19 protein-coding genes and 1 tRNA gene are annotated in these 22179 nt (G+C 42.8%); 13 read left to right on the forward strand and 7 right to left on the reverse strand.

The window, feature by feature from the left end:
- Positions 1-52 precede the first annotated feature (52 nt).
- Both IM456_RS09660 and uvrB read right to left on the reverse strand, forming a co-directional pair.
- Positions 53-1048 carry a flagellar assembly protein H gene (locus IM456_RS09660; RefSeq protein WP_287691523.1) on the reverse strand — a complete coding sequence of 332 codons (996 nt, stop codon included), beginning with the start codon at positions 1046-1048 and terminating at the stop codon, positions 53-55.
- Positions 1049-1052: 4 nt separating this feature from the next.
- The gene (uvrB, locus tag IM456_RS09665) at positions 1053-3056 is read right to left on the reverse strand and encodes an excinuclease ABC subunit UvrB (protein WP_287691503.1); all 2004 of its coding nucleotides are present in this window, start codon (positions 3054-3056) and stop codon (positions 1053-1055) included.
- A 191-nt stretch (positions 3057-3247) separates the two neighbouring features.
- On the opposite strand from uvrB, the gene IM456_RS09670 reads away from it, so the two are divergent.
- The gene (locus tag IM456_RS09670; RefSeq protein ID WP_008197799.1) at positions 3248-3739 is read left to right on the forward strand and encodes a hypothetical protein; all 492 of its coding nucleotides are present in this window, start codon (positions 3248-3250) and stop codon (positions 3737-3739) included.
- Between the two features lie 66 nt (positions 3740-3805).
- Here the strand turns inward: IM456_RS09670 and IM456_RS09675 are convergent, their stop codons facing one another.
- From IM456_RS09675 to IM456_RS09685, 3 genes are all read right to left on the reverse strand, one after another.
- Complete coding sequence (locus tag IM456_RS09675; protein WP_287691501.1) at positions 3806-5518, reverse strand: putative glycosyltransferase family protein; 1713 nt, start codon at positions 5516-5518, stop codon at positions 3806-3808.
- Between the two features lie 107 nt (positions 5519-5625).
- Positions 5626-7242 (reverse strand): ArnT family glycosyltransferase, encoded by a 1617-nt coding sequence (locus tag IM456_RS09680; protein ID WP_287691499.1) that lies wholly within the window; start codon positions 7240-7242, stop codon positions 5626-5628.
- A gap of 233 nt (positions 7243-7475) precedes the next feature.
- Positions 7476-7673 carry a hypothetical protein gene (locus IM456_RS09685; RefSeq protein ID WP_287691497.1) on the reverse strand — a complete coding sequence of 66 codons (198 nt, stop codon included), beginning with the start codon at positions 7671-7673 and terminating at the stop codon, positions 7476-7478.
- Positions 7674-8074: 401 nt separating this feature from the next.
- Between IM456_RS09685 and IM456_RS09690 the strand changes: the two genes are divergently transcribed.
- Genes IM456_RS09690 through IM456_RS09700 form a run of 3 tightly spaced genes read left to right on the forward strand, consistent with a single transcriptional unit; the run spans position 8075 to position 9821 of the window.
- Entirely contained in the window at positions 8075-8821 is a 747-nt protein-coding gene (locus IM456_RS09690) for a class I SAM-dependent methyltransferase (protein WP_502845912.1), read from the forward strand.
- A 55-nt stretch (positions 8822-8876) separates the two neighbouring features.
- The gene (locus IM456_RS09695; protein ID WP_002760827.1) at positions 8877-9398 is read left to right on the forward strand and encodes a hypothetical protein; all 522 of its coding nucleotides are present in this window, start codon (positions 8877-8879) and stop codon (positions 9396-9398) included.
- Positions 9399-9422: 24 nt separating this feature from the next.
- A complete protein-coding gene (locus tag IM456_RS09700; RefSeq protein WP_149985851.1) occupies positions 9423-9821 on the forward strand; it encodes a hypothetical protein in 399 nt (132 codons plus the stop codon).
- Positions 9822-9833: 12 nt separating this feature from the next.
- On the opposite strand, the gene IM456_RS09705 is transcribed toward IM456_RS09700, so the two are convergent.
- Positions 9834-12923, reverse strand: a complete 3090-nt coding sequence (locus tag IM456_RS09705; protein WP_149985850.1) for a hybrid sensor histidine kinase/response regulator — start codon at positions 12921-12923, stop codon at positions 9834-9836.
- Between the two features lie 106 nt (positions 12924-13029).
- On the opposite strand from IM456_RS09705, the gene IM456_RS09710 reads away from it, so the two are divergent.
- Complete coding sequence (locus IM456_RS09710; RefSeq protein ID WP_149985849.1) at positions 13030-13692, forward strand: class I SAM-dependent methyltransferase; 663 nt, start codon at positions 13030-13032, stop codon at positions 13690-13692.
- Between the two features lie 165 nt (positions 13693-13857).
- Here IM456_RS09710 and IM456_RS09715 read toward each other — a convergent pair.
- Positions 13858-13944 (reverse strand) — tRNA-Ser (locus IM456_RS09715).
- 247 nt (positions 13945-14191) lie between these two features.
- Here IM456_RS09715 and IM456_RS09720 point away from each other — a divergent pair.
- The 8 genes from IM456_RS09720 (at position 14192) to IM456_RS23285 (ending at position 22173) form a co-directional block, all read left to right on the forward strand.
- Entirely contained in the window at positions 14192-15133 is a 942-nt protein-coding gene (locus IM456_RS09720; RefSeq protein ID WP_287691492.1) for a homogentisate phytyltransferase, read from the forward strand.
- Positions 15130-17355 (forward strand): hypothetical protein, encoded by a 2226-nt coding sequence (locus IM456_RS09725; protein ID WP_287691490.1) that lies wholly within the window; start codon positions 15130-15132, stop codon positions 17353-17355. Before IM456_RS09720 ends, IM456_RS09725 begins: the two co-directional genes overlap by 4 nt.
- Positions 17356-17539: 184 nt before the next feature.
- The gene (locus IM456_RS09730; RefSeq protein ID WP_287691489.1) at positions 17540-17908 is read left to right on the forward strand and encodes a 2Fe-2S iron-sulfur cluster-binding protein; all 369 of its coding nucleotides are present in this window, start codon (positions 17540-17542) and stop codon (positions 17906-17908) included.
- Between the two features lie 14 nt (positions 17909-17922).
- Positions 17923-18744 carry an inositol monophosphatase family protein gene (locus IM456_RS09735; RefSeq protein ID WP_287691487.1) on the forward strand — a complete coding sequence of 274 codons (822 nt, stop codon included), beginning with the start codon at positions 17923-17925 and terminating at the stop codon, positions 18742-18744.
- A gap of 202 nt (positions 18745-18946) precedes the next feature.
- Positions 18947-19888 carry a J domain-containing protein gene (locus IM456_RS09740; protein ID WP_149985846.1) on the forward strand — a complete coding sequence of 314 codons (942 nt, stop codon included), beginning with the start codon at positions 18947-18949 and terminating at the stop codon, positions 19886-19888.
- Positions 19889-19926: 38 nt separating this feature from the next.
- Positions 19927-21144 (forward strand): ATP phosphoribosyltransferase regulatory subunit, encoded by a 1218-nt coding sequence (locus IM456_RS09745; RefSeq protein WP_149985845.1) that lies wholly within the window; start codon positions 19927-19929, stop codon positions 21142-21144.
- Between the two features lie 273 nt (positions 21145-21417).
- Positions 21418-21654: a hypothetical protein gene (locus IM456_RS23280; protein ID WP_061431623.1), complete on the forward strand. Its 237-nt coding sequence runs from the start codon at positions 21418-21420 to the stop codon at positions 21652-21654.
- Positions 21655-21690: 36 nt separating this feature from the next.
- Positions 21691-22173, forward strand: coding sequence for a hypothetical protein (locus IM456_RS23285; protein WP_216645595.1), 483 nt, complete (start codon positions 21691-21693; stop codon positions 22171-22173).
- Positions 22174-22179 lie beyond the last annotated feature (6 nt).

The raw sequence follows: 22179 nt of genomic DNA on the forward strand, positions 1-22179 counted from the left end.
GTTAATCAGCCAATTTTAAAATCCAGTATCATCAAAGGATTGAGTTATGCTTTTAATTAGAAAAGTGGGCAATTAATTCTGTGCGAGATAAATTAATTATTAAAGGGGTAAACTCCTCCACTGGTAATAATAAAATGCGATCGATGATTAGGGACAAATCTGGGTCTAAACTACCAAAACGAGCTTTCAATAAATTTTCTATCACCAGACGTTCTCCCTGTTGAAGACCCTGTTGAAGACCCTGTTGAAGACCCTGTTGAAGACCTTGTTGAAGACCCTGTTGAAGACCCTGTTGAAGACCCTGTTGAAGACCTTGTTGAAGACCTTGTTGACGGCCAGCATCCAGTTCTTCCTGAAGACGGGAAGTGTATAAAGGTGATAATCTCATAATTAACTCTCTGTCCTCCTGTTCAAGCTCTTGATCGTTAGTTAAAGAAGTTCTCAAGTTTAATAATAATTCTAGAGCATTTACCCGAAAAGGATGGTCCTCTGGTAACGATTCTAACTCATCGATCGCCCTTGCTTGTACTTTTCCCCGGCCTAAAATTCTTAACCAGAGAGTTGCTTCTGTTGGGGGTAATTGATGGATAACGGTGATTGCCGTGCGTAAAGAGGGAGCCAAAAAATAGATACCTTCCCCCCAATTCTCCTCATCTAATTTAGCTCCGAATCCTCCTAACAGTTGCGAGGAAGCACTGGGAGTCAAAATCCAGAGACGGGGGATTTCCCCATCGTTAAGATTCGTTTTCTGACGATTTGCTTGACGATTAATTTCCCCTTCCACTTCCAATAGTTTTAACAGACAAGTTCTAATTTCTGTAGCGGTGACAGGATTACGAAAGGGTTCAAATAAACAGGGATTAATCGCCATTTTTCCCAGTAATCCCAGCAGTTCTCTAGGATTATTATCGAGAATCTGGGGTGAAAACCAGACATCGATTTCTCGTACTTCTCCTCGTACAACCCGTGCCGATTTTACCTCTCCCAGAGAAGATAATAATTCTTCGAGATAATCTTTGGCAAACTGGTCATGAATAAATCTAGTCATAGGTTTATCTAACATGATTTAATAACTTATCTCGTAATTGCTTAATCCGATCACGATATTTAGCTGCTGACTCGAATTCTAGATTTTTCGCCGCTTCTTTCATTTGCGCTTCTAGTTGTTGAATTAACTCGGGAATTTGTTCCAAAGAAAGCTCTTCTATATTCTCACAAACCTGCTCTAATTGTTGGGAATTTAGGCGACGGGAAATATCCAGAAAAGCCAAAATTGAATTACTTGACCTTTTAACAATCGGTTGCGGAATAATCCCATGTTTCTGATTATACTCCTGTTGAATAGCGCGTCGTCTCTTGGTTTCTTCGATCGCATTAATCATACTATCGGTGAGATTATCTCCGTAAAGAATTGCCTGACCGCGAATATGACGAGCAGCCCGGCCGATAGTTTGAATTAAAGAGCGAGTAGCCCTTAAAAATCCTTCCTTATCTGCGTCTAAAATCGCCACTAAAGACACTTCCGGCAGGTCTAACCCCTCGCGAAGCAAATTCACCCCGATCAGCACGTCAAAGACCCCTTCTCGCAGGTCTTGGATAATTTCAATCCGTTGAATTGATTGAATTTCTGAATGTAGATATCTAACTTTAATTCCCCTTTCTTGCAAGTATTCGGTTAAATCTTCCGCCATGCGTTTAGTTAAAGTGGTAATCAAAACCCGTTCATTTAAACGCACTCGCTCCTTAATTTCCCCTAATAAATCATCTACTTGTCCCTCGGTTGGTCGCACAAAAATCTCAGGGTCTAAAACTCCCGTCGGTCGGATAATTTGTTCAACAATGCGATTTTCTGACTGTTCTAATTCCCAATCTCCCGGAGTGGCCGAAACAAAAATACATTGATTAACTTTCTGCCAAAATTCTTCCGACTTCAAAGGACGATTATCCGCAGCACTGGGTAAACGAAACCCGTGATCGATCAAAACTTTTTTTCGTGATTGATCGCCATTATACATCCCGCGAATTTGCGGCACACTAACATGAGATTCATCCACAACTAATAACCAATCTTGGGGAAAATAATCCACCAAACATTCCGGCGGTTCCCCCGCTAATCTACCCGCTAAATGCCGCGAATAATTTTCTACGCCATTACAATAACCCACTTCCTGCAACATTTCTAAATCATAACGAGTCCGCTGATCCAAACGTTGCGCTTCCAGTAATTTGCCCGCTTTTTCTAACTCCAATAAACGGTTATCTAACTCGGTTTTAATATCCCGACAAGCCACCTCTAAACGCTCCTCCGGGGTAACAAAGTGACGGGCCGGATAAATACTAATTCGCTCTAATTTTTGCAAAACTTCCCCCGTCAGGGGATCGAGATAACGAATACTTTCAATCTCATCGCCAAAAAAATCAATTTTAATAACCCGATCCTCGTAAGCGGGAACAATTTCCAAAATATCGCCCTTCAGACGAAAACGACCGCGAGTTAACTCCAAATCATTGCGATTGTACTGCACTGACACCAAGGCCCGTAATAATTGCCTTTGGTCGAACTCTTGACCAACTGTTAAGGAAATCGCCGCTTTTAGGTATTCCGCAGGCATTCCTAAACCATAAATACAACTAATGGAAGCGACGACGATCACATCCCTGCGTTCAAACAGCGAGCGCGTGGCTGAATGGCGCAGCATATCGATCTCATCATTAATCGAAGAACTCTTTTCGATGTAGGTATCGCTGACGGGAATATAAGCCTCCGGTTGATAGTAGTCGTAATAGCTGATAAAGTACTCCACGGCGTTATTGGGGAAAAATTGCCGCAATTCGTTACATAATTGGGCGGCTAGGGTCTTATTATGGGCGAGGACGAGGGTAGGCCTGCCGATTTTTTCGATCACAGCGGCAATGGTGAAGGTTTTGCCGGTGCCAGTTGCCCCTAGGAGGGTTTGGAAACGCTGCCGGTTTTGCAGGGAATCTACTAATTTATCGATCGCTGCCGGTTGATCCCCGGTGGGTTGAAAGGGTGCTTGTAGTTGAAAAGCGGACATTAGCGGCTAGGTGTAGAGAACAGGCAAAATAAATTATCAATCAAATTACCAACACTTATAGGGTTTTGGGAAAGAAAGATGTATCTTAATATTAGAGAGGATTTTAAAAAAAGATTAAAAGTCTTCGAGAATACCCTAAACTTAAATCTTATCGTTTCCCCGAAGCTATTAACGGAAAGGAGTATCAGGTTATGACGGTGGAAAATCTAGAAACGAACGGGACTCAAACCCCAGCAACCACAGAAGAAAAGACCAGCAGCTCACGCGGTAAAGCTACTACGGCTAAAACCGCCAAGGATAAAGAAGTGGTCGCCCTTTCGGTGAAAAACAACGCTGAATCGGCTTCCAAAGCCTTAAAATTCTATCAACCTGAACATCGCTTACCCGAAAATCGTCCTGTTGGTACTAGCCATCTTCACTTCACGGAAGATGAAATGTTACCCGGAGGCCGTCCCGTGGAAGTTAGCCATCTGAAAGTGGTTAGTACCTATTCTTCCGTCGGTGGATTGCGTCCTGTCGGCTCTAGTGGTATGGAAGTCAGTAGCACTCTAGCGATTTCTGGCAATCGTCCGATCGCTCTTAGTCATCTGCACATTAGCGAAACCTATACAGTCATGGGTAATCGTCCCGTTGCTTCCAATGAAATCGATGATCCCGAAACTTTAATGGGATTTTTGGATTAATTGTTTTGTTGATCAAGACAGATTTTTTCCCTGTCCCGGACGGGGAATTTATTTTTTTCCCTTTAGTTAAGCACGATATTGAGCAATTAGTTGGTATTTTCCCGGTTTTAATTGCAGAGTAAATAAGCCGTCCTGAGAGATTCCCTGACTGCTAATCATTCCTTTGGGATTAGTTTCAAAGTGCCAGCGACTAAAATAAGTAATTCCCAGATCAACCTGAGTATCTGAAACGATTTCGCAATCCCAAATACGATTATATAAAGAAGCTTTGACCATAGCTAATTGACCGTCACCATTGCGAACATAATGGTCTTGATAACCTTGAGCAGGAGAAACGGTATTACCTTGAAATTTCCAGAAAGGTGTTTTCTGACTGAGGGCAGCCGGAAGATAATCTACTACATCTGGAACAATTAAGAGACCAGCTGCTAGATTAAATCCTTTACCGCCGACTTTAATTGGTTCTACTGGTAACAAATTGGCCGTTGCTGTTCTTTGGGATTGATAAGATGGCTGTTTAATCCTTGCAGTAATTAAGTTGTTGAGTTGTTCTTTGGCCCGGGAATCTTGGTAAAGAGGAGTTAGGACACTTGATAATAAAAGGTAATGGGGAATAGACAAACTAGCAATGACTAACAAGCTGACTAAAAGGCGTTTTTTGAACTGTTTAAAATTCACAGAAATAGAGAGAATTGCCAAAGTAGAAACTAGGCCCGCTGCCACGGCAATAAAGCGAAAGGGAAACTGGATTTTTTGCAAGGGAAAAATGATTTTGTAGAGTGGTAAAGAAAGAGGTGAAATCATCAATATACTCAGGCCCGATAAAACTATGAGAGCAACCGGATCAAAATCAAATTTTTCTAACTTGTTTCTTCTCTGCCAAACTGATCGAATACTTAAGATATAGATAATTAGATAGATGCTGAAAATGAGACTAATTATAAAAGTATGTCGATTTTGATAAAAGTTATTACCAAAAGCCACCCAATCACCCAGGGAAGTTCCTATCGGTTGACGAATTTCCTTTAAATTAAAAACCGCAGGAATTAGGTAAGGAAAAGAAACAATTATGCCGATGATAAAAAAGAGAATCCGCCAGCAAAAATCTCGAAAATTTCTATTTTTAAACAGTATAATTAGCGAATAAATACCAAACAGAAAAAATATAATAATCAGACTAGGTAGATGAGCTAGTGCTATCAAAGAAGTTGTGATTGTTAGCGCTAAACCATTGGCGAAAGTAATTACATTCGATATTTTTAAAAGAGCGACAATAAAAAAAGGCATTAAAGCAATGGCTAAACATTCTGCTAATGCTCCGCGCCAAAATAAACAGTAAAATAGGTAAGGATTAATTGCTAAAATAATAATTAGTTGATAGTAAACTATGCTCTTTTTTTTGAATAAATACATTGCTAGAGTTGAGGCACTAATTATATTGATGAGTAAAATAGTTAGCACCGTAAATCTTAGAGCAACAACTGGATAAAATCCGAGCAAATGATAGGGAAAAGCTACATATCTTAAAAGAGGAGGATAGAATAAAAATGCAGCATTTCCGTAGCCTCCATAGCCTTGAGCATACCATTTTGGGAATAAATCTCCAGACTTAACTTGCTCTGCCCAAAAACTATTCCAAAATAAATGAACAAGACCATCATTTGTTCTTTCTGGAGCGAATAAGAAAGCTAACCAAGTGCTACCTATAATCAAAAACACCAGAAGGGCGAAACTAAGTTGTTTTCTATGTAATCGAGCAAGACTAACAAGTATATTCATGATCAGGCAGGCAGAAGATTTTAAAATTTTTCCTCATTATCTAATCCTGTATTTTAGCAATCTCAAGCTACAGAATTAAATAAATTATTATCTATAAAATAGATTTTTTAATTATTTATTTCAGAAAATTTCTTAGGATAAATTTTAGCATAAACTAGACTAGCTTTTTCAGATAATACTTGAATTTCATAGTCGGAAGATAAATTCTCAAAATCTTCTTTACTCATAATAATTTCATGATTTTTATCGCTATTGACGGCAGTTTTAAGTTCTTCGGCACTCCTCACCCACCAAATCGGTCTATTACTATAAAATAAGGCACTGGGATGATTAAGATCAGCAGATAACTTAGCAATTATTAAGGGATTTTTCTTATTAAAATCCTCTTGCTCTGCCACTTGTGCTAAGGCAGATAGGGGGGTTACTCTTGCAGTATAAAGTCCTCTAACTTCTCTGATTCCAGAAAAGACAAAAACTGCAAATAGTAAAATAGTCGCCGACCTAGGAGTAAGCCTTTTCAGTAAAATGAGAACAAGTAGAGTGGCAGCAATCACAAAACAGAAGACTGCTACTATCTGTTTAACTGAAGGACTGATAATACCAACAATTTTGAGAGGTGTTAAAGGGAAAATAACTAAAGCTACAGTTGCTATACTAATCAATATCCACGAACGAGCAGTAGAAGAAGCTTGTGCCTTTTGAAATAAATAACCGATAAAAATTGCCAAAATCGGATAAAGGGGAAGAATATACCAGCTTAATTTGGTTGATACCAAACTATATAGACCAAAAACCACCAGAAAGAAAACGATTAGAACTCTTGACGAGCTATGGGGCTTTAAAGTATCTTTAACACTGAGGATAAATGCAAAAGGAATTAGATAAACCCAAGGAAAAAAGGATTGAAGAACTGTTCGGAAATATGAGAGAAAGTCTCCACTGTTTCCCTCGAGGGGGCGGGTTGCCCGTTCAATTACATGATAACCTAAGTATTTCCCCAAAAAAGCCTGTCCATGCTGTAGTAGCACTGTTAAGTGCCAGGGAAGAATCATCAAGGTAGCTAACACAATACTTTGCCAAAAATGCCTTGATTTAAAAGTAGTTAATAACTGCCTTTCAATTAATAGCGTTATCATAATTGCAGCTGGTGCAACAATGGCAGCAAAACCTTTAACCATAAAACCCAAGGCACAAGCAGTACCAATAAAATACCACCATTTTTGATTGCCTTGGCCAAGATGAAGATAACCGTAAAGTGATAGAAATAGAAAGAATGTCAGCATCATATCGGTGGTACCAAACCGAGCAGAATTGACAAATTGATAACTTGCTAACAAAATCAACGAGGCAAAAACTCCCGCCCAATATCCATAAACTTTTTTACCAATTAAATAGATAATAGCAATTAAGGCGACTCCCGATAAAGCCGAAGCGGCTCTTGCCCAAAATTCGTCAACCCCAAATAATTGAAAAAAAGCAGCGGTTGACCAGATAAATAGGGGGGGTTTATGAAACCAAGGCACATATCCGTAATGTAGCGTTATCCAGTCACCATTTTGTACAATCTCTTTAGAAATTTGTGCATATATAGCTTCATCCCAATCTTCTAAACTCCTCTGTCCTAATTTCCACAGCAAGATGATTGCCGATAGAGAAAATAGTAACCAGAGAGTGGGATCTTTAAATTTCGATATAATGACTTGGATTTGTTCAGTTTTTAGCATGGAATTCAACAGACTAATTATTGTATTGAAGGATCGCAAATGGTAACAGTTTTTTTCCAGTTCACAGCTTGATTCATGGTGCTTATTTATTTGATTATTTTCTTTCTGGTTTTAGGATAGTAGATCAAAATGACCTCCTCAGGACAAAAGATTTTTGTGAGGTTAAAATGTCAAAAAAATACCAAATCACTTTTACTCAAGATTGCTCATCTAAGATGCCCATAAATTTCAGGTTAATTAGCAATGTTTTCTAGAAAGCCGAGAAGATTGCTTACAATAGGATAATCCTTGATATAAACCGTCCCCTGGCTGGCAGAAAACCACAGACATTCTACCAAGACGTTATCAAAAACTACCAGAATTGTCAAGTAAATTGACAAGCAGTGACTACAACAAGCAAAAACCCTCACCCTGATTACAGCGTTTTTCATAAATATGAAGTATAACCGGATAGGGCATCGTCCCGGAGTCTCCCCAAAACCAAAACCCCATAGCTCACCATTAAGATAACTGCTATAATCATCATCTCTGGCTGAATCAGGTCACGAAGACCTTTAATCGGCGTATCCGATTTATTATAGATTAATGCACAATTAATTTTTGAGGGTTCAAAAACGGCAAAAATAAGGATTAAATTGCATAAAATCTGCAAATAGACCATTTAATTGATTATTATTCATTCTTGATTCTCCTGACGACCGACTACCGACTCCTAACCCTAACAACAATTTTTGATTTTTACAAGAGGTCTATTGATTAGGTGTTTCTGTTAAGATGTCTCTGTACAATGATCGGCAGCTAATTTCAATGATACCTCACTGGGTTTCTAATGATGATCAAACGAATTCTTATTATCGTCACCTGCCTAGTGCTGCTTTGGTGCAGTTTCGGATTATTAAATTTTACCTACGATGCTTCAGTTTTAGCGCAAGGGGAATATTATCAGATTCGATCGCTTCATAGTCGCGATGGTATCGGTAAATTTTATCTAGGACGGGAAATCGCTAAAGTCATGGGACACCAAGAAATGTTATGGTTAGAACGTCCTAGTCGCCGGTTCACGGAAAAACCCGATGATCTGATCACCGCACTACATTTAAAACCCACAGACCTAGTGGCAGATATCGGCGCGGGGACAGGTTATTTTAGTTTTCCTATGGCGAATTTAGTAGAACAAGTTTTCGCTGTCGATGTGCAACCGGAAATGTTAGGGGCAATTGATTTTTTAGCCAAGGAAAATCAAGTGAAGAATATAACCACAATTCTCGCCACAGAAACCGATCCCAAATTGCCTATAAATGCGATCGATTTAGCTTTAATGGTCGATGCTTATCACGAGTTTTCCTCTCCCCGCGAGATGATGGAGAATCTGGTCAAATCCTTAAAACCCGATGGTAGGGTGGTATTAGTAGAATACCGTCGTGAAAATCCCCTGATTCCCATCAAGGCCCTTCATAAAATGACCCGCAGACAGGTAGAAAAAGAAATGGCCGCTATCGGTTTACTGCCAGAAGAAATCATCGAGACTTTGCCCCAACAACATTTAATGATTTTCCAAAAGGCTGGTTCTTCGGGTTAATTTTATCGTTCAGCTTGGGTATCATAAGATTATCTAGGCAAAGAGGTAGATAAAAATGGATATCGACGATCGAGTAGATTCTCTCTATAAACTAGCCAGAAATTATCCAGATAATCGGGAGTTACAAGAAGCTGTTGCTGTAATTAAGTCCCTGCGAAGCTCTCAAGGACAATATAAACGATGGAATCAGCAATATCGAGATGATAACAGTCATTTAAAAGACCAAATTGTTGAAATATCTGCCACTAATGTTGACCTGCAAAAAGAATTAGATTCTTTAACTTCAGAAATGCGGAATTTAACTGAAGAAAAAGCCAAAATTACGGCGGAGAGAGAGAAAGTTATTGCTGAATTAAAGCAGATCGAAATGGAAGTAAAAGTGGCTGCCCATAATGTCCGTAGTACCAAGTCTGTATATGGAAAGCTAACTATTTTATGGACTTTAGTGAAATCTCTATTTCTCGATGATAACTGGGAAGATTTTGGTTCGATCGATAATAACTTGCCCTCCGATCCTGACCGGCCACAAATGGGGAGTGGTCAGTCAAATATCAACAAATCTTTGCTAGATAAATAAATCAGTTAAGGAGTAAAATCAATCATGTCTAGAATCAGTAAATTAATTGCTAACCTAGAAGATTTGCACCAGCAGGATCTAAAAAATGCCGCCCAAGTTTACGGAATTACGGCCACTTTGACTGTCCGCTTGCAAGAAGTTTTAAATAGTTTAAGCGATCATAATTTGAATATTGCCCATAAGTCTTTGCCTGAAGGAAATTTAACTAAAGATGATATTATCTCCCTTTACGGTAACTATAATAATGCCTATAAAGCCTATAAAGAAGCCTACAATATTAAATGCTCAAAGGGATGGGAGGCATTTTTGCAAGCGATTCATGGTTTAAAACCTCCCGGTCTTTCTCTTAGTTTAGAGCAGCGCGTCGAACAGTTAGAGACAACGGTAAAAACCTTAGTGGAAATTCTCCTCGATAAAACTTAACTCCAACTGAACTTAATCCGCGGGACTTTGTTTTTGGATTAACACCTCACCAGCGATTAAACGTTGGGCTGCCGACAGTAACACATCCTCAATATAGGGCTTGACAAAATAACCTTTTGCCCCTTTAGCAGCGGCGAGATGCTGCATTTTTTGCGACCCTCGCGAGGTAATCATCGCCACTGGTATCCCCTGAAGTTGTTCATCCTCTTGCAGACGAGAGAGCAATTCTAACCCATTCAGGCGAGGCATTTCGATATCGCAGAGAATCAGATCACAAGCTAATCCGGCCCGTAATTTTTCCCATGCTTCTAAACCGTCCCGGGCCTGTTCGATGCGATAACCAGCTTTACCCAAAGAAATCGCTAACATTTCCCGCACCATTACCGAATCATCGACAATCAAGACCCGAGGAGGGGATTGCGCCCAAAAATTAGGGTGATGACTGTCAATAATCGTTGTATCGGGGGATAAAGGCTGATTAGGAGTCGCTTTAATACTATTAGCTAGTAACACTTCCCCCGCAATCATTCTTTCAGCTGCCGAGAGTAAATCTCTTTCCGTGTAGGGCTTGGTAAAATAACCACTAGCCCCTAATGTCGCCGCCACCTGACGATGACGTTCCGCTCCTCGGGAAGTCAATAAAGCCACGGGAATCGACGCTAATCGGGGGTCTTTTTGCAAATTATACAGTAATTCTAGGCCATTCATGCGGGGCATCTCGATATCGCAGAAAACGATATCACAGGGCAAACCGCCGCGTAATTTTTCCCAAGCTTCTTGACCATCCCGGGCCTGTTCCACACGATAACCGGCTTTACTAAAGCTTAAAGAGAGCAATTCGCGGACAGTAATCGAATCATCGACAATCAGAACTATAGCCCCCGATTTTTGGCTAGTTTCCACCGCTACAGGGGGGAGAGGTTGGTGCCAAGGACTACCGTTATCGGCACGCAGACGACCCCTGGCGATGTCGATTAACTCTAACACATCGCCGATCGGCATCACCGTACCATCGCCCAAAACCGTCGCCCCAGCAATCCCAGCCGTTTTCGGAATCGGTCCTTCGATCTGTTTGATGACGATTTCCAGTTCACCGATCACTTGATCCACCTGTACCGCGAGGAGATTATTACCACCGCGCAGGATCACGATCGAAAAAGAGTCTTCCTCCTGTTTGCCGGTGTAAAAACTACCGCGACTTAGTTGCCGATTGTAGGAAAGCAATTCGCTCAAGGGTTGGAAGGGTAGTAAAGTATTTTGCCAGAAAACGCAGCGCCGTCCCTCCCTATCGATTTGGATATCGCTGGCCCGGAAATCCTTCATATCTTCCACTCCGTCCATGGAGAAACCGATGCGCGCATGATTACTAACACAACAGAGGGCCTTACAGATACTCAGGGTTAGGGGTAAACGGATAGTAAAAGTGCTTCCTTTGCCCAGTACCGAGTCAATAGTAACGGTCCCGCGCACATCGATTAAACAGATCCGCACCACATCTAAACCCACCCCACGACCGGCAAAATCATCGGCCTGATCTTTGGTACTAAAACCGGGGTGAAAGAGGAGTTCATAGACTTCTTGGGGACTGAGGTGTTCAGCTTCCCGATCGCCGATCAGTCCTTTTTCGATCGCCTTGCGTTTAACCCGATCGGCATCAATACCGGCCCCATCATCACTAACGGTGATCACGGTTTGATTGCCCTGTAGGAATGCCCGGACAGAGATGGTACCGAGGGCAGGTTTCCCTTTGTCCATGCGTTCTTGGGGTGATTCAATGCCGTGGGTGATCGCATTGTTGACCAGATGGGTCATGGGACTATTGAGATGTTCGAGGATCATCTTATCGATGAGAACATCACCCCCTTCCACTTTTAATTTGGCTTGTTTATCGAGTTTCAGGGAAATATTGCGAATTGCCCGGGGTAGGCGATCGGCGGTTTGACTAAAGGGAACCATGCGCGATTTGGTCATCCCTTCCTGTAGTTGGTTGGTGGCCTGTCGCAGACTGCGCGTCACCTGATCGGTTTCATCGACGACAAATTGAATATCAGAGGCCGATTCTCGCACTCGCACGATCAATTCGATCATCTCTTGGGATAATAAATGGAAATCGGTAAAACGGTCGATCTCTAGGGCATCTAGTTCGCCGGTCATAGCCGAATTGCCCTGATTTTCTCCCTTAACTCTACCGTAACCGATGGTACCGCCGGAATTGCGACTAGCCAGTAAAGCCCCTTCTAGGAGGGTTCTTTCATAGAGATCCTGCATCCGACTGCCCACATCGCTGAGATTTTGGACTTGGTTAAGCAAATTATCTAAAAAGAGACGCAGGCGATCCTGTTCCTCTTCAAGGCGATTGCGTTTAACCACCAGTTCCCCGATCAGATTGCTGAGGTTATCCAATTGTTTGATCGGCACCCGCATCGTCTGTTCAAAAGCTTTACTGACAAGGGGACGCAGGTTTTTTGACCCGACTGGTGGACTGACACTGGCGGCCGGATTTGCTGCCATCACCTGATTGGTTTCTTCGAGGAGTTTTTCTAAATCCTTGAATTCATCCTCTAGTGGGCTTTCTGGGGCAATTTCCAGTGATTCTAACCCTTGCAGAGGTTCCGCCGCAGCCACCCGGTCCACTGCTGTGGATTCCCAGAGGAGGACTTCTAGGGATTCAAAGATGTCCGGCAGTGGCGATTGCCCCGGTGGAGTGGGTTTTTCCAGAAAAGTTTCTAAGTCTTCGAGGCTGTCGTAAAAATTGGGGTGGCCGATGGTTATAATTGCTTCTGAGTCCCGGACCGCCTGGTTTTCCAGCAGCAGAGATTCGAGATCATCCCCATCTTCCGGTTCTAACTTGGGAGCCGGTCCAGCGGATTCTTCCCAATTGATACTATCGCCAAAAAGTTCCTCTAATTCCCTTTCCGAGGTCAAGGAAGACGGGGTTTGCCCAAGAGAGGCCTCGGCTCTGGCCGCCGGAGAGGAACTCTGCTCCCATAAAAAGCTCAGTTCGTCTAGAGCCTGGTCACCGTCGGTGTCTTTGTCTTCTAAACTCTCTAACAACTGTTCGAGATCTTCGTTAAAGAGATGATCCGAGTCGGGTTTCATCATGATTTGCTCCCTGCCAAGTCTTCCTTTTTGGTCAACCAATACGCTCTCTCTAGCTTCAGATTACCCAGAATTTTACCCGATAACTCCATCCACTAGCAATTTTTTTATGGCTAATCAAACTCTTGGACTCGATCAACAATTTTATCCCTATTATCAATCTATCTGTCTGCGAGAGTCTCCTATTCTAGCTCAATTACGTCAAGAAACTGCCTCTCAACCCCTGGCAGTCATGCAGATTGCCCCCGAACAAGGTCAATTTATGGCTTTTCTGGTACAGGCGATCGGGGCGAAAAAAACCCTAGAAATCGGGGTTTTTACCGGTTATAGTTCTCTCGTGGTGGCCTTAGCTTTACCCCCAGAAGGCAAGCTCATCGCCTGTGATCTGAGCGAAGACTATACCAGTATAGCCCGCCGTTATTGGCAGCAGGCCGGTGTCGCCGATAAAATCGATTTAAGAATTGCCCCGGCCCTGGAGACTTTAGATCAATTAATCGCCGGGGGAGAAAGTAATAGTTTTGATTTTGTCTTTATCGATGCCGATAAAAGTAATTATGATCCCTACTACGAACGGGCGTTACAATTGGTCAGAAGCGGCGGAATTATCGCCATCGATAATGTTTTTTGGTCGGGACGAGTAGCGGCGGCCGATAGCACCGATAATCGCACCAAAATTATCCGTTCACTTAATGCCAAAATTCAGCAGGATGAACGGGTAAATATCAGTATTATTCCTATTGGTGATGGTTTGACCCTGGCCATGAAAAAGTGAAGAAGTGGGGGAGAGTGGAAAAGCTTTTGCTCTTAACAATCAGGGTCGATTTTTGTTGTCTAAATTTAGTCACCAGTCGGAAACCACCCAAGACAAAGCTATATCCCTTAAGATAGTTGACAAGAAATTATGGCTGAGAACGACAGCACTAAATTATCAGTTCAACGGAGAGGGTGGGATTTGAACCCACGTTAGGTGTTACCCTAAAGCAGATTTCGAGTCTGCCGCATTCAACCACTCTGCCACCTCTCCCCAGGGTTTGAGTCTGGATTATCATTTTAACAGATTACTTGTCCTCGGATTGATTTTTTTTGATAGACCTCTTGCATAATTGATTTTTGAGGGTTTAAAAAAGTCAAAAATAAGGATTAAGTGGCATAAAATATCTAAATAGACCATTTAATTGATTATTATTCATTCCCAATTCTCCTGACGACCGACTACTGACTACTGACTCCTCACCAACCACGACAATTTTTGATTTTTAGCAAGAGGTCCGATGAATCAAGCTCCTTTTCTTCCAGTTAACCATCCCCGGCCTAACTTTCTCCACTGGTTAGGGAGTCTCTGGAAATTTTCCCGTCCCCATACGATTATCGGCACTTCTTTCAGTGTTTTAAGTCTCTATTTAATTGCTTTAGGCAATATTAGCGATTTTTTTAGCCATTGGTCGGTTTTATTGCTCACTTGGGTCGCTTGTCTCGCGGGTAATGTCTATATCGTCGGTTTAAATCAGTTAGAAGACATCGACATCGATAAAATCAATAAACCTCATCTTCCCCTAGCCAAGGGCGAATTTTCTCGGTTAACAGGACGGTTGATCGTGGGTTTAAGCGGTATTTTAGCAATTATACTGGCTTTTATCGGTGGTTTTTGGCTGTTAATCACCGTGGGGATTAGTTTACTCATCGGTACTGCCTATTCCTTGCCACCAGTGCGTTTAAAACGCTTTCCCCTCTGGGCAGCCTTCTGTATTTTTACCGTCCGGGGTGTCATCGTCAATTTAGGTCTTTTTCGCCACTACAACACAGTTATTAATCAAAATCAGTCTATCTATCCCTCGGTCTGGGTTTTAACAGCTTTTGTTCTCGTTTTCACCGTTGCGATCGCTATTTTTAAGGATGTTCCTGACCTAGAAGGCGATCGCATTTACCAAATTACCACTTTTACCCTCCTGCTCGGCCCAGAAAAAATCTTAACAATTTCCCTATTGACAATTTCTCTATGTTATGCAGGGATGATTGCCGTCGGTCTTTTGGGGATAAGGGGAATTAATTCTCCTCTGGCCATTGTCGCCCATCTGCTCCTACTACTTCTTCTTTGGTGGCGTAGTCGCGGGGTAAATTTAGAAGATAAAAGCGAAATCAGCCGATTTTACCAATTTATTTGGAAATTATTCTTCCTAGAATACCTTATATTTCCCCTCGCTTGTTTGATATGAAAATATCTCCTTTTTTAGCGGCAATTCCCTTACTTTGGCTAGGTGGTACAAGCGCACCTAGTCAAGAAACCATAGATCCGCAATTATTAACCGGCAACCTTCGTTTAACCCTGAAAAATGGTGTTTGGAAACTGTGGCAAGATCAACCCGTTTATCAAAATCTTACCCTAGATTTAAGCTGCGATCACGCTGTTTGTCAGCCGTCGGTGTGGGGATACGCGCTCAAATTCAATAAAGAAGTGGATCACCAAGGTACGGTAAAAGCGATTAAATTAGACAATGCTTGGCGATTACAGGTGAAAATGAACATTCAAACTCACCCTTGGCAAGGGGAAGTCAGGGAAGCTATCTATAATATCGAAATTGTCCCCTACCAAGACCAACTTATCGGCAGTTATCAAGGCACTTTAGGGGGAAGAAGACTACAAAACCAAGTTAATGGCACAATTTCCCCTTTTTGGCCTAATCCTGTTCCTAATCACCAACCCCTACAACCGCGAGAACATCCCCGTTTAATCTTTCGCAAGTCAGAATTAACTAATCTCAGAGAAAAAGCGAAAACTCCCATCGGTCAAACTATTATCGCCCAATTAAACAACAGTTTACAAGAAAAAATTTATTACGATGGTTATGTGCCTAATGGGGGTTATCATGCCACAGGTCATTGTTTTTTAGCAATTTTAAATCAAGATAGAAAATCAGCAGAAATCGCCTGGGAAATTATCGAAAAAACCCGTAAAAATCGGGGAAGGAGAATCTTAGAACAATCGCCAATTGTTGCTGGAGTCGCTCTCGCCTACGATCTTTGTTATGATCTTTGGGGAGAAAAGCGCCAACGGGAAATTACTGGCTGGTTATTCAGTGAAAGTAAAAAACTTCTCAGTGGTTTACCCAAAGATGGATGGAATGGAAACGCAGTTAGTAACTGGAATGCGCGGGCCAGAGGTGCGGCAGGATTAGCCAGTTTAGCGATTCTCAAGGAAGATGTACCGCCCGATTCTCTCTATTATCCCTCTGCACAGGTGGAAATGGCGAAACGTCACCTAGAACGCTATTTTACCACAGCTATCGGCGATCAAGGATTTGGCACGGAAGGAGATCTATACACCACCGAACCCATGGTTCTCGCTGTTTTTCCTTTTCTGCAAGGGTATCGAAATAGTCTCGGATTAGACTTAGTAACTGGTTCCTCGGCAGCCCAATTGATCCCCCATTATTTAACCAGAATTGTCCCTAAAAATGGTCAATTATTGATTCCTGCCTACGGTAGACATCAGACTTTTTTAGGAGTGTCTTTATTAACTATCGGATTGGGAATTACCGATAAATCTTGGCTGCCAGCGCTAAAATGGCGATTACAAGGTCAAGAAAAACAACTTTTTCACCCCCATTATCCCCATGTTGCCCCTTTTCTTCTCGCTGCTTATCCATCTAATCTTACTCCCGAAAATCCTGATCGCCAACTTTCCCGCGTTTTAGTTGATCAACAAAAGGGATTTTATACTTTTCGTAATCGGTGGCAAAATGAAGAGGATTTTGTCGCTAGTATCTATCTCAAACAGCAACCTTTTGTGGGGGGATGGTCTTTTCCCGATGTCGCTAGTGTGAGAATTTGGGGACTAGGAGGACATTGGGCGAGTTTTGAGGGATCAAAAGGCGACTGGAACTCAGAAAATACCGTTATTTTCCCGAAAAACCCACCTTGGCCCCAGGCAAAACCGATATCTTTTCAATCTAGTCCCGATGGTTCGGGAGTAATTACGTTAAAAACTGATAAAATTAGGGTTAAAGGGGCTGATCCACGGGCAGGAGTCGCTCTAGTTCGCTCTTTCGCCGTCGATTACAGTCTATCCTCCGGTTCCCCCGGATTATTCGTCTTGATGGATCAATTATTAGGTAAAGTCGATCAACCAGAATTTATTAATAAAACTTGGGTGATGAATACACAGGGAAATGTCACTCTCGGAAAAAATAGTTTTACTATTACTCAAAATCGGGCAAATATGCAGGGAACTTTTATCACTCCCGTGACTTTAAAAGTCGAGAAAACTAATACAGGTGAGCGCATTTTAGCCACAGGTAGCGAGGAATTTTTTCTGGTGATGACCGTACAGAAAAGTCGTCCCCCAGCAGTTAAAATTATCGGTAAGGGATTAGATGCGATCGTGCAAATTGGCTCCCAGGAAATCTCAATTATCGACGGTGCAGTTAGATTAAAATAGATGAATTTTCAAGAGCCATAAAAATTAGCAAGTGACCCAAGAAAAGTTAACAGTTATCAAGGATAATAGTAAAGATGATGACTATTTGAGCAATGATTTATGATATAATTGGTACTGCCGACCAAAATAGCCCCTAAATTTAGAACTATCTAAATTGCATCTATAATTTCCGCCTAACTAAACTATGACTAAATATCATCAAATCACCGTTAACAATCGTCAGACGGGCGAAAAATTTGTCACCACCGTTCCAGGGGATAACTATATACTGCACAGTCTGGAAAAACAGGGTCATCAATTACCCTTTTCCTGTCGCAATGGAGCTTGTACCAGCTGCGCGGTCAGGGTATTATCAGGAGATATCCACCAACCAGAGGCGATCGGACTATCGCCGGAATTAAAAGCCAGAGGTTATGCTTTACTTTGTGTCAGTTATGCCCGTAGCGATATGGAAGTAGCCACCCAAGACGAGGATGAAGTCTATGAATTACAATTCGGTCGCTTTTTTGCCCGTGGGAAAGTGCGTTTTGGTTTACCCTTAGATGAAGAATAGATTAGGGATTAATCGTGCCAGATACCAGCAGCCAATTAGAAAAATACCTAGACATTGCCAGCGAAGCCGCCCTAGCAGCGGGAACAATTATTCTCGATAATTGGGGTAAAATCGAGACAATAGAAGAAAAAGGGCGATCGGGCGATTTAGTGACGGAAATAGATCGTCGAGCAGAAACAGAAATTCTCAAAATTATTGGCCGTCACTTTCCCGAACATGGGATTTTAGCAGAAGAATCGGGAAAACTGCCAGGGACGGACAGCGAGTATCTCTGGGCGATCGATCCTCTCGATGGAACCACCAACTATGCCCACGGTTATCCCGTATCCGTCGTCTCCATCGGACTACTGATCGCAGGGAAAGCAGCAGTGGGAGTCATCTATAACCCCTTTAGAAAGGAACTATTTCGGGCTGCCAGGGGTTTGGGGGCCACCCTGAACCGTCGTCCCATCCATGTCTCCCGGACGAGTGAACTAGAAAAAAGTTTACTGGTGACGGGTTTTGCCTATGATCGCTGTCAAACCTCCGATAATAATTATGCCGAATTCTGTTATCTGACCCATCTGACCCAAGGAGTACGCCGCAGCGGTTCTGCTGCCAAAGACTTAACCGATGTGGCCTGTGGGCGCTTAGATGGTTATTGGGAACGAGGGATTAATCCCTGGGATCTGGCCGCAGGAGTTATTCTGATCGAAGAAGCTGGCGGTAAAATTAGCGCCTACGATGAGAGTCCTTTTCTGATAGAAACCGGGCGAATTCTGGCCACTAACGGACAGATTCACACCCCCTTAAGCCAAGCTCTGCAAAAAGCGGCCTCTTGGAGCTTTCAGTTTTAATTCTTTTCATAGACCTCCTGCAAAAGTAAGTTCTCGAGCCGCTATTGGGTCAAAAAAATCTCTAAAACCTCTGCCTTTTTTCTCCGCCTGTCTTGGAGTCTCCTGTCTCGGATTCTACTCACCTAACGGAAGATTTTTGATTTTTGCAGGAGATCTAATATTTATTGCGATTATCATTTTGATTAGAGTTAGGAGCCGCTGTATGCCTTTTCCAATTTCCCAGGGGTTATTTCAATTTGATTTAATCGATCACTTCGCTATTTTAGGAGTCTCGATCGATGCCGAACATGAGAAGATTCGCGAGCGTTACTTAAAAATTGCCTATAAACTCCATCCCGATACCTGTCGCATTCACACCCCCGCCGAAAGGGAACAGGCTAATCAGTTACTCGCAAAATTAGTTAACCCCGCCTACGAACATCTTAGCCGTGACCTATCTCGGGAAGAATTCCGGCTTGTTTTAGCACAAATGGGCAAGGCAATGGCGAGAGATTTGAGTAAAATTACCATCAGTAGCGAACCGGCTAGAAAACTAGCCCAATCTAGCGCTAACTATGAATTAGCCTATCAAAAAATCCTGCAATCTTTGGCGATCGATCAATATACCGCCCTAGAAAATGCCTATGAGAAAATCGCCCAACTCAGTGAACTCAATCTGGTTTATCTGATCCTAACCGAAGGTCGGGGCAACAAGAAAGCCCCCCCGAAAGTCTTTGTCTCCCAGGGCAATACTAACCAGTCCGAGTTAGTGGGAGCGGCTGTCACCACGGCAGCCCAGGCTAAAGGCAAGGAATCGCCCCTAGAAGCCTATATTCGCCGCGCTCAAGCCTCTCTTGACCAAAATAATTCCGCCCAAGCTTTGCGAGAATTGCGCGATGCCCTGCGGGAAGAACCGGATAATAGCGTCTGTCACGCCCTGCTCGGTTTAGCCTACCTGCGACAAAATCAACTCTCCATGGCCAGGGTTCATATCAATCGCGCTTGGCAAGCCAGCCCCCAAGATGCGGCGGTGATTAGGTGCAAACGGGAACTAGATAAAAAAGTAGTTAATCCTAATACTGAAATGCAAGACCAGAAGGGACAAAAAAAGGAAGGAGATCCCAAGGACGGTTTTTGGTCTCGATTTGGTGGTAAAAAGAAATAGGACTGACCAGTGCCACCGATTTTGATTAGCAAACTCCCATGATTCATCAACCCCCGGCGGGGACAAGGGATTTATTACCCCTAGAAGTTACCCAAAAAGGCTGGATTAACGATCGCCTTCAGTCTGTCTTTCAGCGTTGGGGCTATCAAAGGATCGTCACCTCCACCATTGAATGGCTCGATACCCTCACCGCAGGCGGTACGATCGATCCCAGCACCGTGATCCAACTCCACGGGGATAGTCAAGGACTATCGGGATTACGCCCTGAATTAACCGCTTCCATTGCCCGCAGTGCCGTCACCCGCATGAGTGGGGAGTCCTATCCCCAACGTCTCTGTTATCGGGCTAACGTTTTTCGTCGCCCTAGCGCCAGTTATCACGGCCGTCAAGTGGAATTCTATCAAGCGGGGGTAGAACTGCTCTTTTCTGGCGGTTTACTAGCTGATGCCGAGATTTTACTGCTCCTGGCCGACTGTTTCGATAGTTTGTCCGTCCCTAACTGGCAGATTATTTTAGGAGAAGCGGGTTTGACTCGTTCGCTACTTTCTCCCTTTCCGGCTCCCTTACGCGAACAGGTGAAACGCTGTTTAGCCCTCCTCGACTACGTTAGCCTCGAAAATCTTCCCTATCCCAACGAAACTCTCCGGCAGCAAGCCCGACAATTATTTCACCTGCGCGGTAATCCTGAGGATGTCCTCGCACAAGTGGCAGTATTAGCCCAGGAAGAATCAGCCCAAAAAGCCGTTAATAACCTTAAATCCCTAGTCGAGCTGCTTAATGCCGATCGCTCTAGTCCTTTCCCCCTAATTCTCGATTTAAGTCTGATTCAAACCTTTGATTACTACACTGGCATCGTTTTTAAAGCGGTTAGTGATCACCAGCAAAATCTCAGTATTTTAGGCCAGGGCGGACGCTATGATCAATTATTGGGCGTTTTTCATCCCCAGGGCCAATCGGCTCCGGGTATCGGTTTTTCCCTGAATATCGAAGAACTGCACGAAAGTTTATTATCAGGGCAGACTTTACCCAGTCAAGCTCCTCCCCTCGACTGGTTACTTATCCCCTTGGGTAATAACGCCCAGATAGCGACTTTTAGTAAAGCTCGCTCCCTTCGCAACGGTGATCCTAATCTGAGAGTGGCGATCGATTTAGGTGGTCGCAGCGAGGCACAAATTCGTACCTATGCCCGCGATCGGATGATTAAAAATCTCGCCTGGGTGCAAGAAGATGGTTCCGTGAGCGAAGAATCTCTCTAAAAGGGGGCAAAAGCGGCGGAAATACTGCCGTCTGCCCGCTGCTATAGGACTCTATCTAGGGTTTGCGGCAAAAAGTACGGGCGAAGCATTCGGGCAATAACCTATCGGTGAAACCGTAGATTTTTTATCCGAATGCTTCGCCCCTACAGGACAAAGATGTAGATGTAGGTTGCTCTAATGGGAAGTTTTGTGACGACAAGTGGCATTGATGATATTTATGGGGAATAATAGATTTAGATGAGTGCCTAACTTTCCAATTGGTAGCGACTTGCTATGAACCAAACAACCGCCAATTATGATGAACCCTGGAAAGAAGCATTAAGCGAGTATTTTGAAGCGTTTTTATGCTTCTTTTTTCCCGAAGTTCACCAATTGATTGATTGGACAAAAATTCCCGAATCCCTAGAAAAAGAACTCAAACGGATTACCGCTTCAGCAAAGACAAAAAAACGTTTCGCTGACAAACTCTATTCAGTTATCAGTTACCAGTTATCAGTTATCAGTGACTAATTGGAAACAAGTAGCAATCCTTTTGCTATAATCGTCATGGCACACCTGAAAACAAAAGCGACTACTGGGAAGCTGCCAGAACGGGAACAGTGGAAGTGGAGGTTAATCAGGGGATTATATGAAAAGGAGTTCGAGAGAGAACAGATAATTAAACTGTTTGAAATCATCGACAATATGATGACTTTATCCCCTGAATTACAGTCAAGTTTAGAAAGTAAAATCAAACAATTTGAAGAGGAAAGAACCATGCCTTTAATGAGTAATATGGAGTTACGAGGAATCGAACGCGGTAAGGAAATTGGTAAGGAAATAGGCAAGGAAATTGGAGCGTTAGAAAATGCTCGTGATTTTGTGAAAAAAGTTTTGGAAAACCGACTAGGCGATATCCCTGGAGATATTGGACAATGTCTCAATGATGCTTCAGTTATTTCGGTTTTAGAAGAGATGTTAAAAGCCGCACTTATAGTAAATTCTTTTGAGGAGTGTAGGAAGTCTTTTAGTATCATCATAAATAAGTAGTGTGGG

The sequence above is a fragment of the Microcystis sp. M079S1 genome (assembly GCF_020246425.1).
In the GTDB taxonomy this organism is placed as follows: Bacteria; Cyanobacteriota; Cyanobacteriia; order Cyanobacteriales; family Microcystaceae; genus Microcystis; species Microcystis aeruginosa.

Excerpts from the sequence above, each read along its gene's own strand:
- IM456_RS09745 (WP_149985845.1), top strand. The coding sequence starts at position 19,927 with ATGATTCATCAACCCCCGGCGGGGACAAGGGATTTATTACCCCTAGAA.
- uvrB (WP_287691503.1), bottom strand. The coding sequence starts at position 3,056 with ATGTCCGCTTTTCAACTACAAGCACCCTTTCAACCCACCGGGGATCAA.
- IM456_RS09725 (WP_287691490.1), top strand. The coding sequence starts at position 15,130 with ATGAAAATATCTCCTTTTTTAGCGGCAATTCCCTTACTTTGGCTAGGT.
- IM456_RS09710 (WP_149985849.1), top strand. The coding sequence starts at position 13,030 with ATGGCTAATCAAACTCTTGGACTCGATCAACAATTTTATCCCTATTAT.
- IM456_RS09685 (WP_287691497.1), bottom strand. The coding sequence starts at position 7,673 with ATGAAAAACGCTGTAATCAGGGTGAGGGTTTTTGCTTGTTGTAGTCAC.
- IM456_RS09695 (WP_002760827.1), top strand. The coding sequence starts at position 8,877 with ATGGATATCGACGATCGAGTAGATTCTCTCTATAAACTAGCCAGAAAT.
- IM456_RS09660 (WP_287691523.1), bottom strand. The coding sequence starts at position 1,048 with ATGACTAGATTTATTCATGACCAGTTTGCCAAAGATTATCTCGAAGAA.
- IM456_RS09720 (WP_287691492.1), top strand. The coding sequence starts at position 14,192 with ATGAATCAAGCTCCTTTTCTTCCAGTTAACCATCCCCGGCCTAACTTT.
- IM456_RS09740 (WP_149985846.1), top strand. The coding sequence starts at position 18,947 with ATGCCTTTTCCAATTTCCCAGGGGTTATTTCAATTTGATTTAATCGAT.
- IM456_RS09675 (WP_287691501.1), bottom strand. The coding sequence starts at position 5,518 with ATGAATATACTTGTTAGTCTTGCTCGATTACATAGAAAACAACTTAGT.
- IM456_RS09705 (WP_149985850.1), bottom strand. The coding sequence starts at position 12,923 with ATGATGAAACCCGACTCGGATCATCTCTTTAACGAAGATCTCGAACAG.
- IM456_RS09700 (WP_149985851.1), top strand. The coding sequence starts at position 9,423 with ATGTCTAGAATCAGTAAATTAATTGCTAACCTAGAAGATTTGCACCAG.
- IM456_RS09690 (WP_502845912.1), top strand. The coding sequence starts at position 8,075 with ATGATCAAACGAATTCTTATTATCGTCACCTGCCTAGTGCTGCTTTGG.
- IM456_RS09680 (WP_287691499.1), bottom strand. The coding sequence starts at position 7,242 with ATGCTAAAAACTGAACAAATCCAAGTCATTATATCGAAATTTAAAGAT.
- IM456_RS23280 (WP_061431623.1), top strand. The coding sequence starts at position 21,418 with ATGAACCAAACAACCGCCAATTATGATGAACCCTGGAAAGAAGCATTA.
- IM456_RS23285 (WP_216645595.1), top strand. The coding sequence starts at position 21,691 with ATGGCACACCTGAAAACAAAAGCGACTACTGGGAAGCTGCCAGAACGG.
- IM456_RS09730 (WP_287691489.1), top strand. The coding sequence starts at position 17,540 with ATGACTAAATATCATCAAATCACCGTTAACAATCGTCAGACGGGCGAA.
- IM456_RS09670 (WP_008197799.1), top strand. The coding sequence starts at position 3,248 with ATGACGGTGGAAAATCTAGAAACGAACGGGACTCAAACCCCAGCAACC.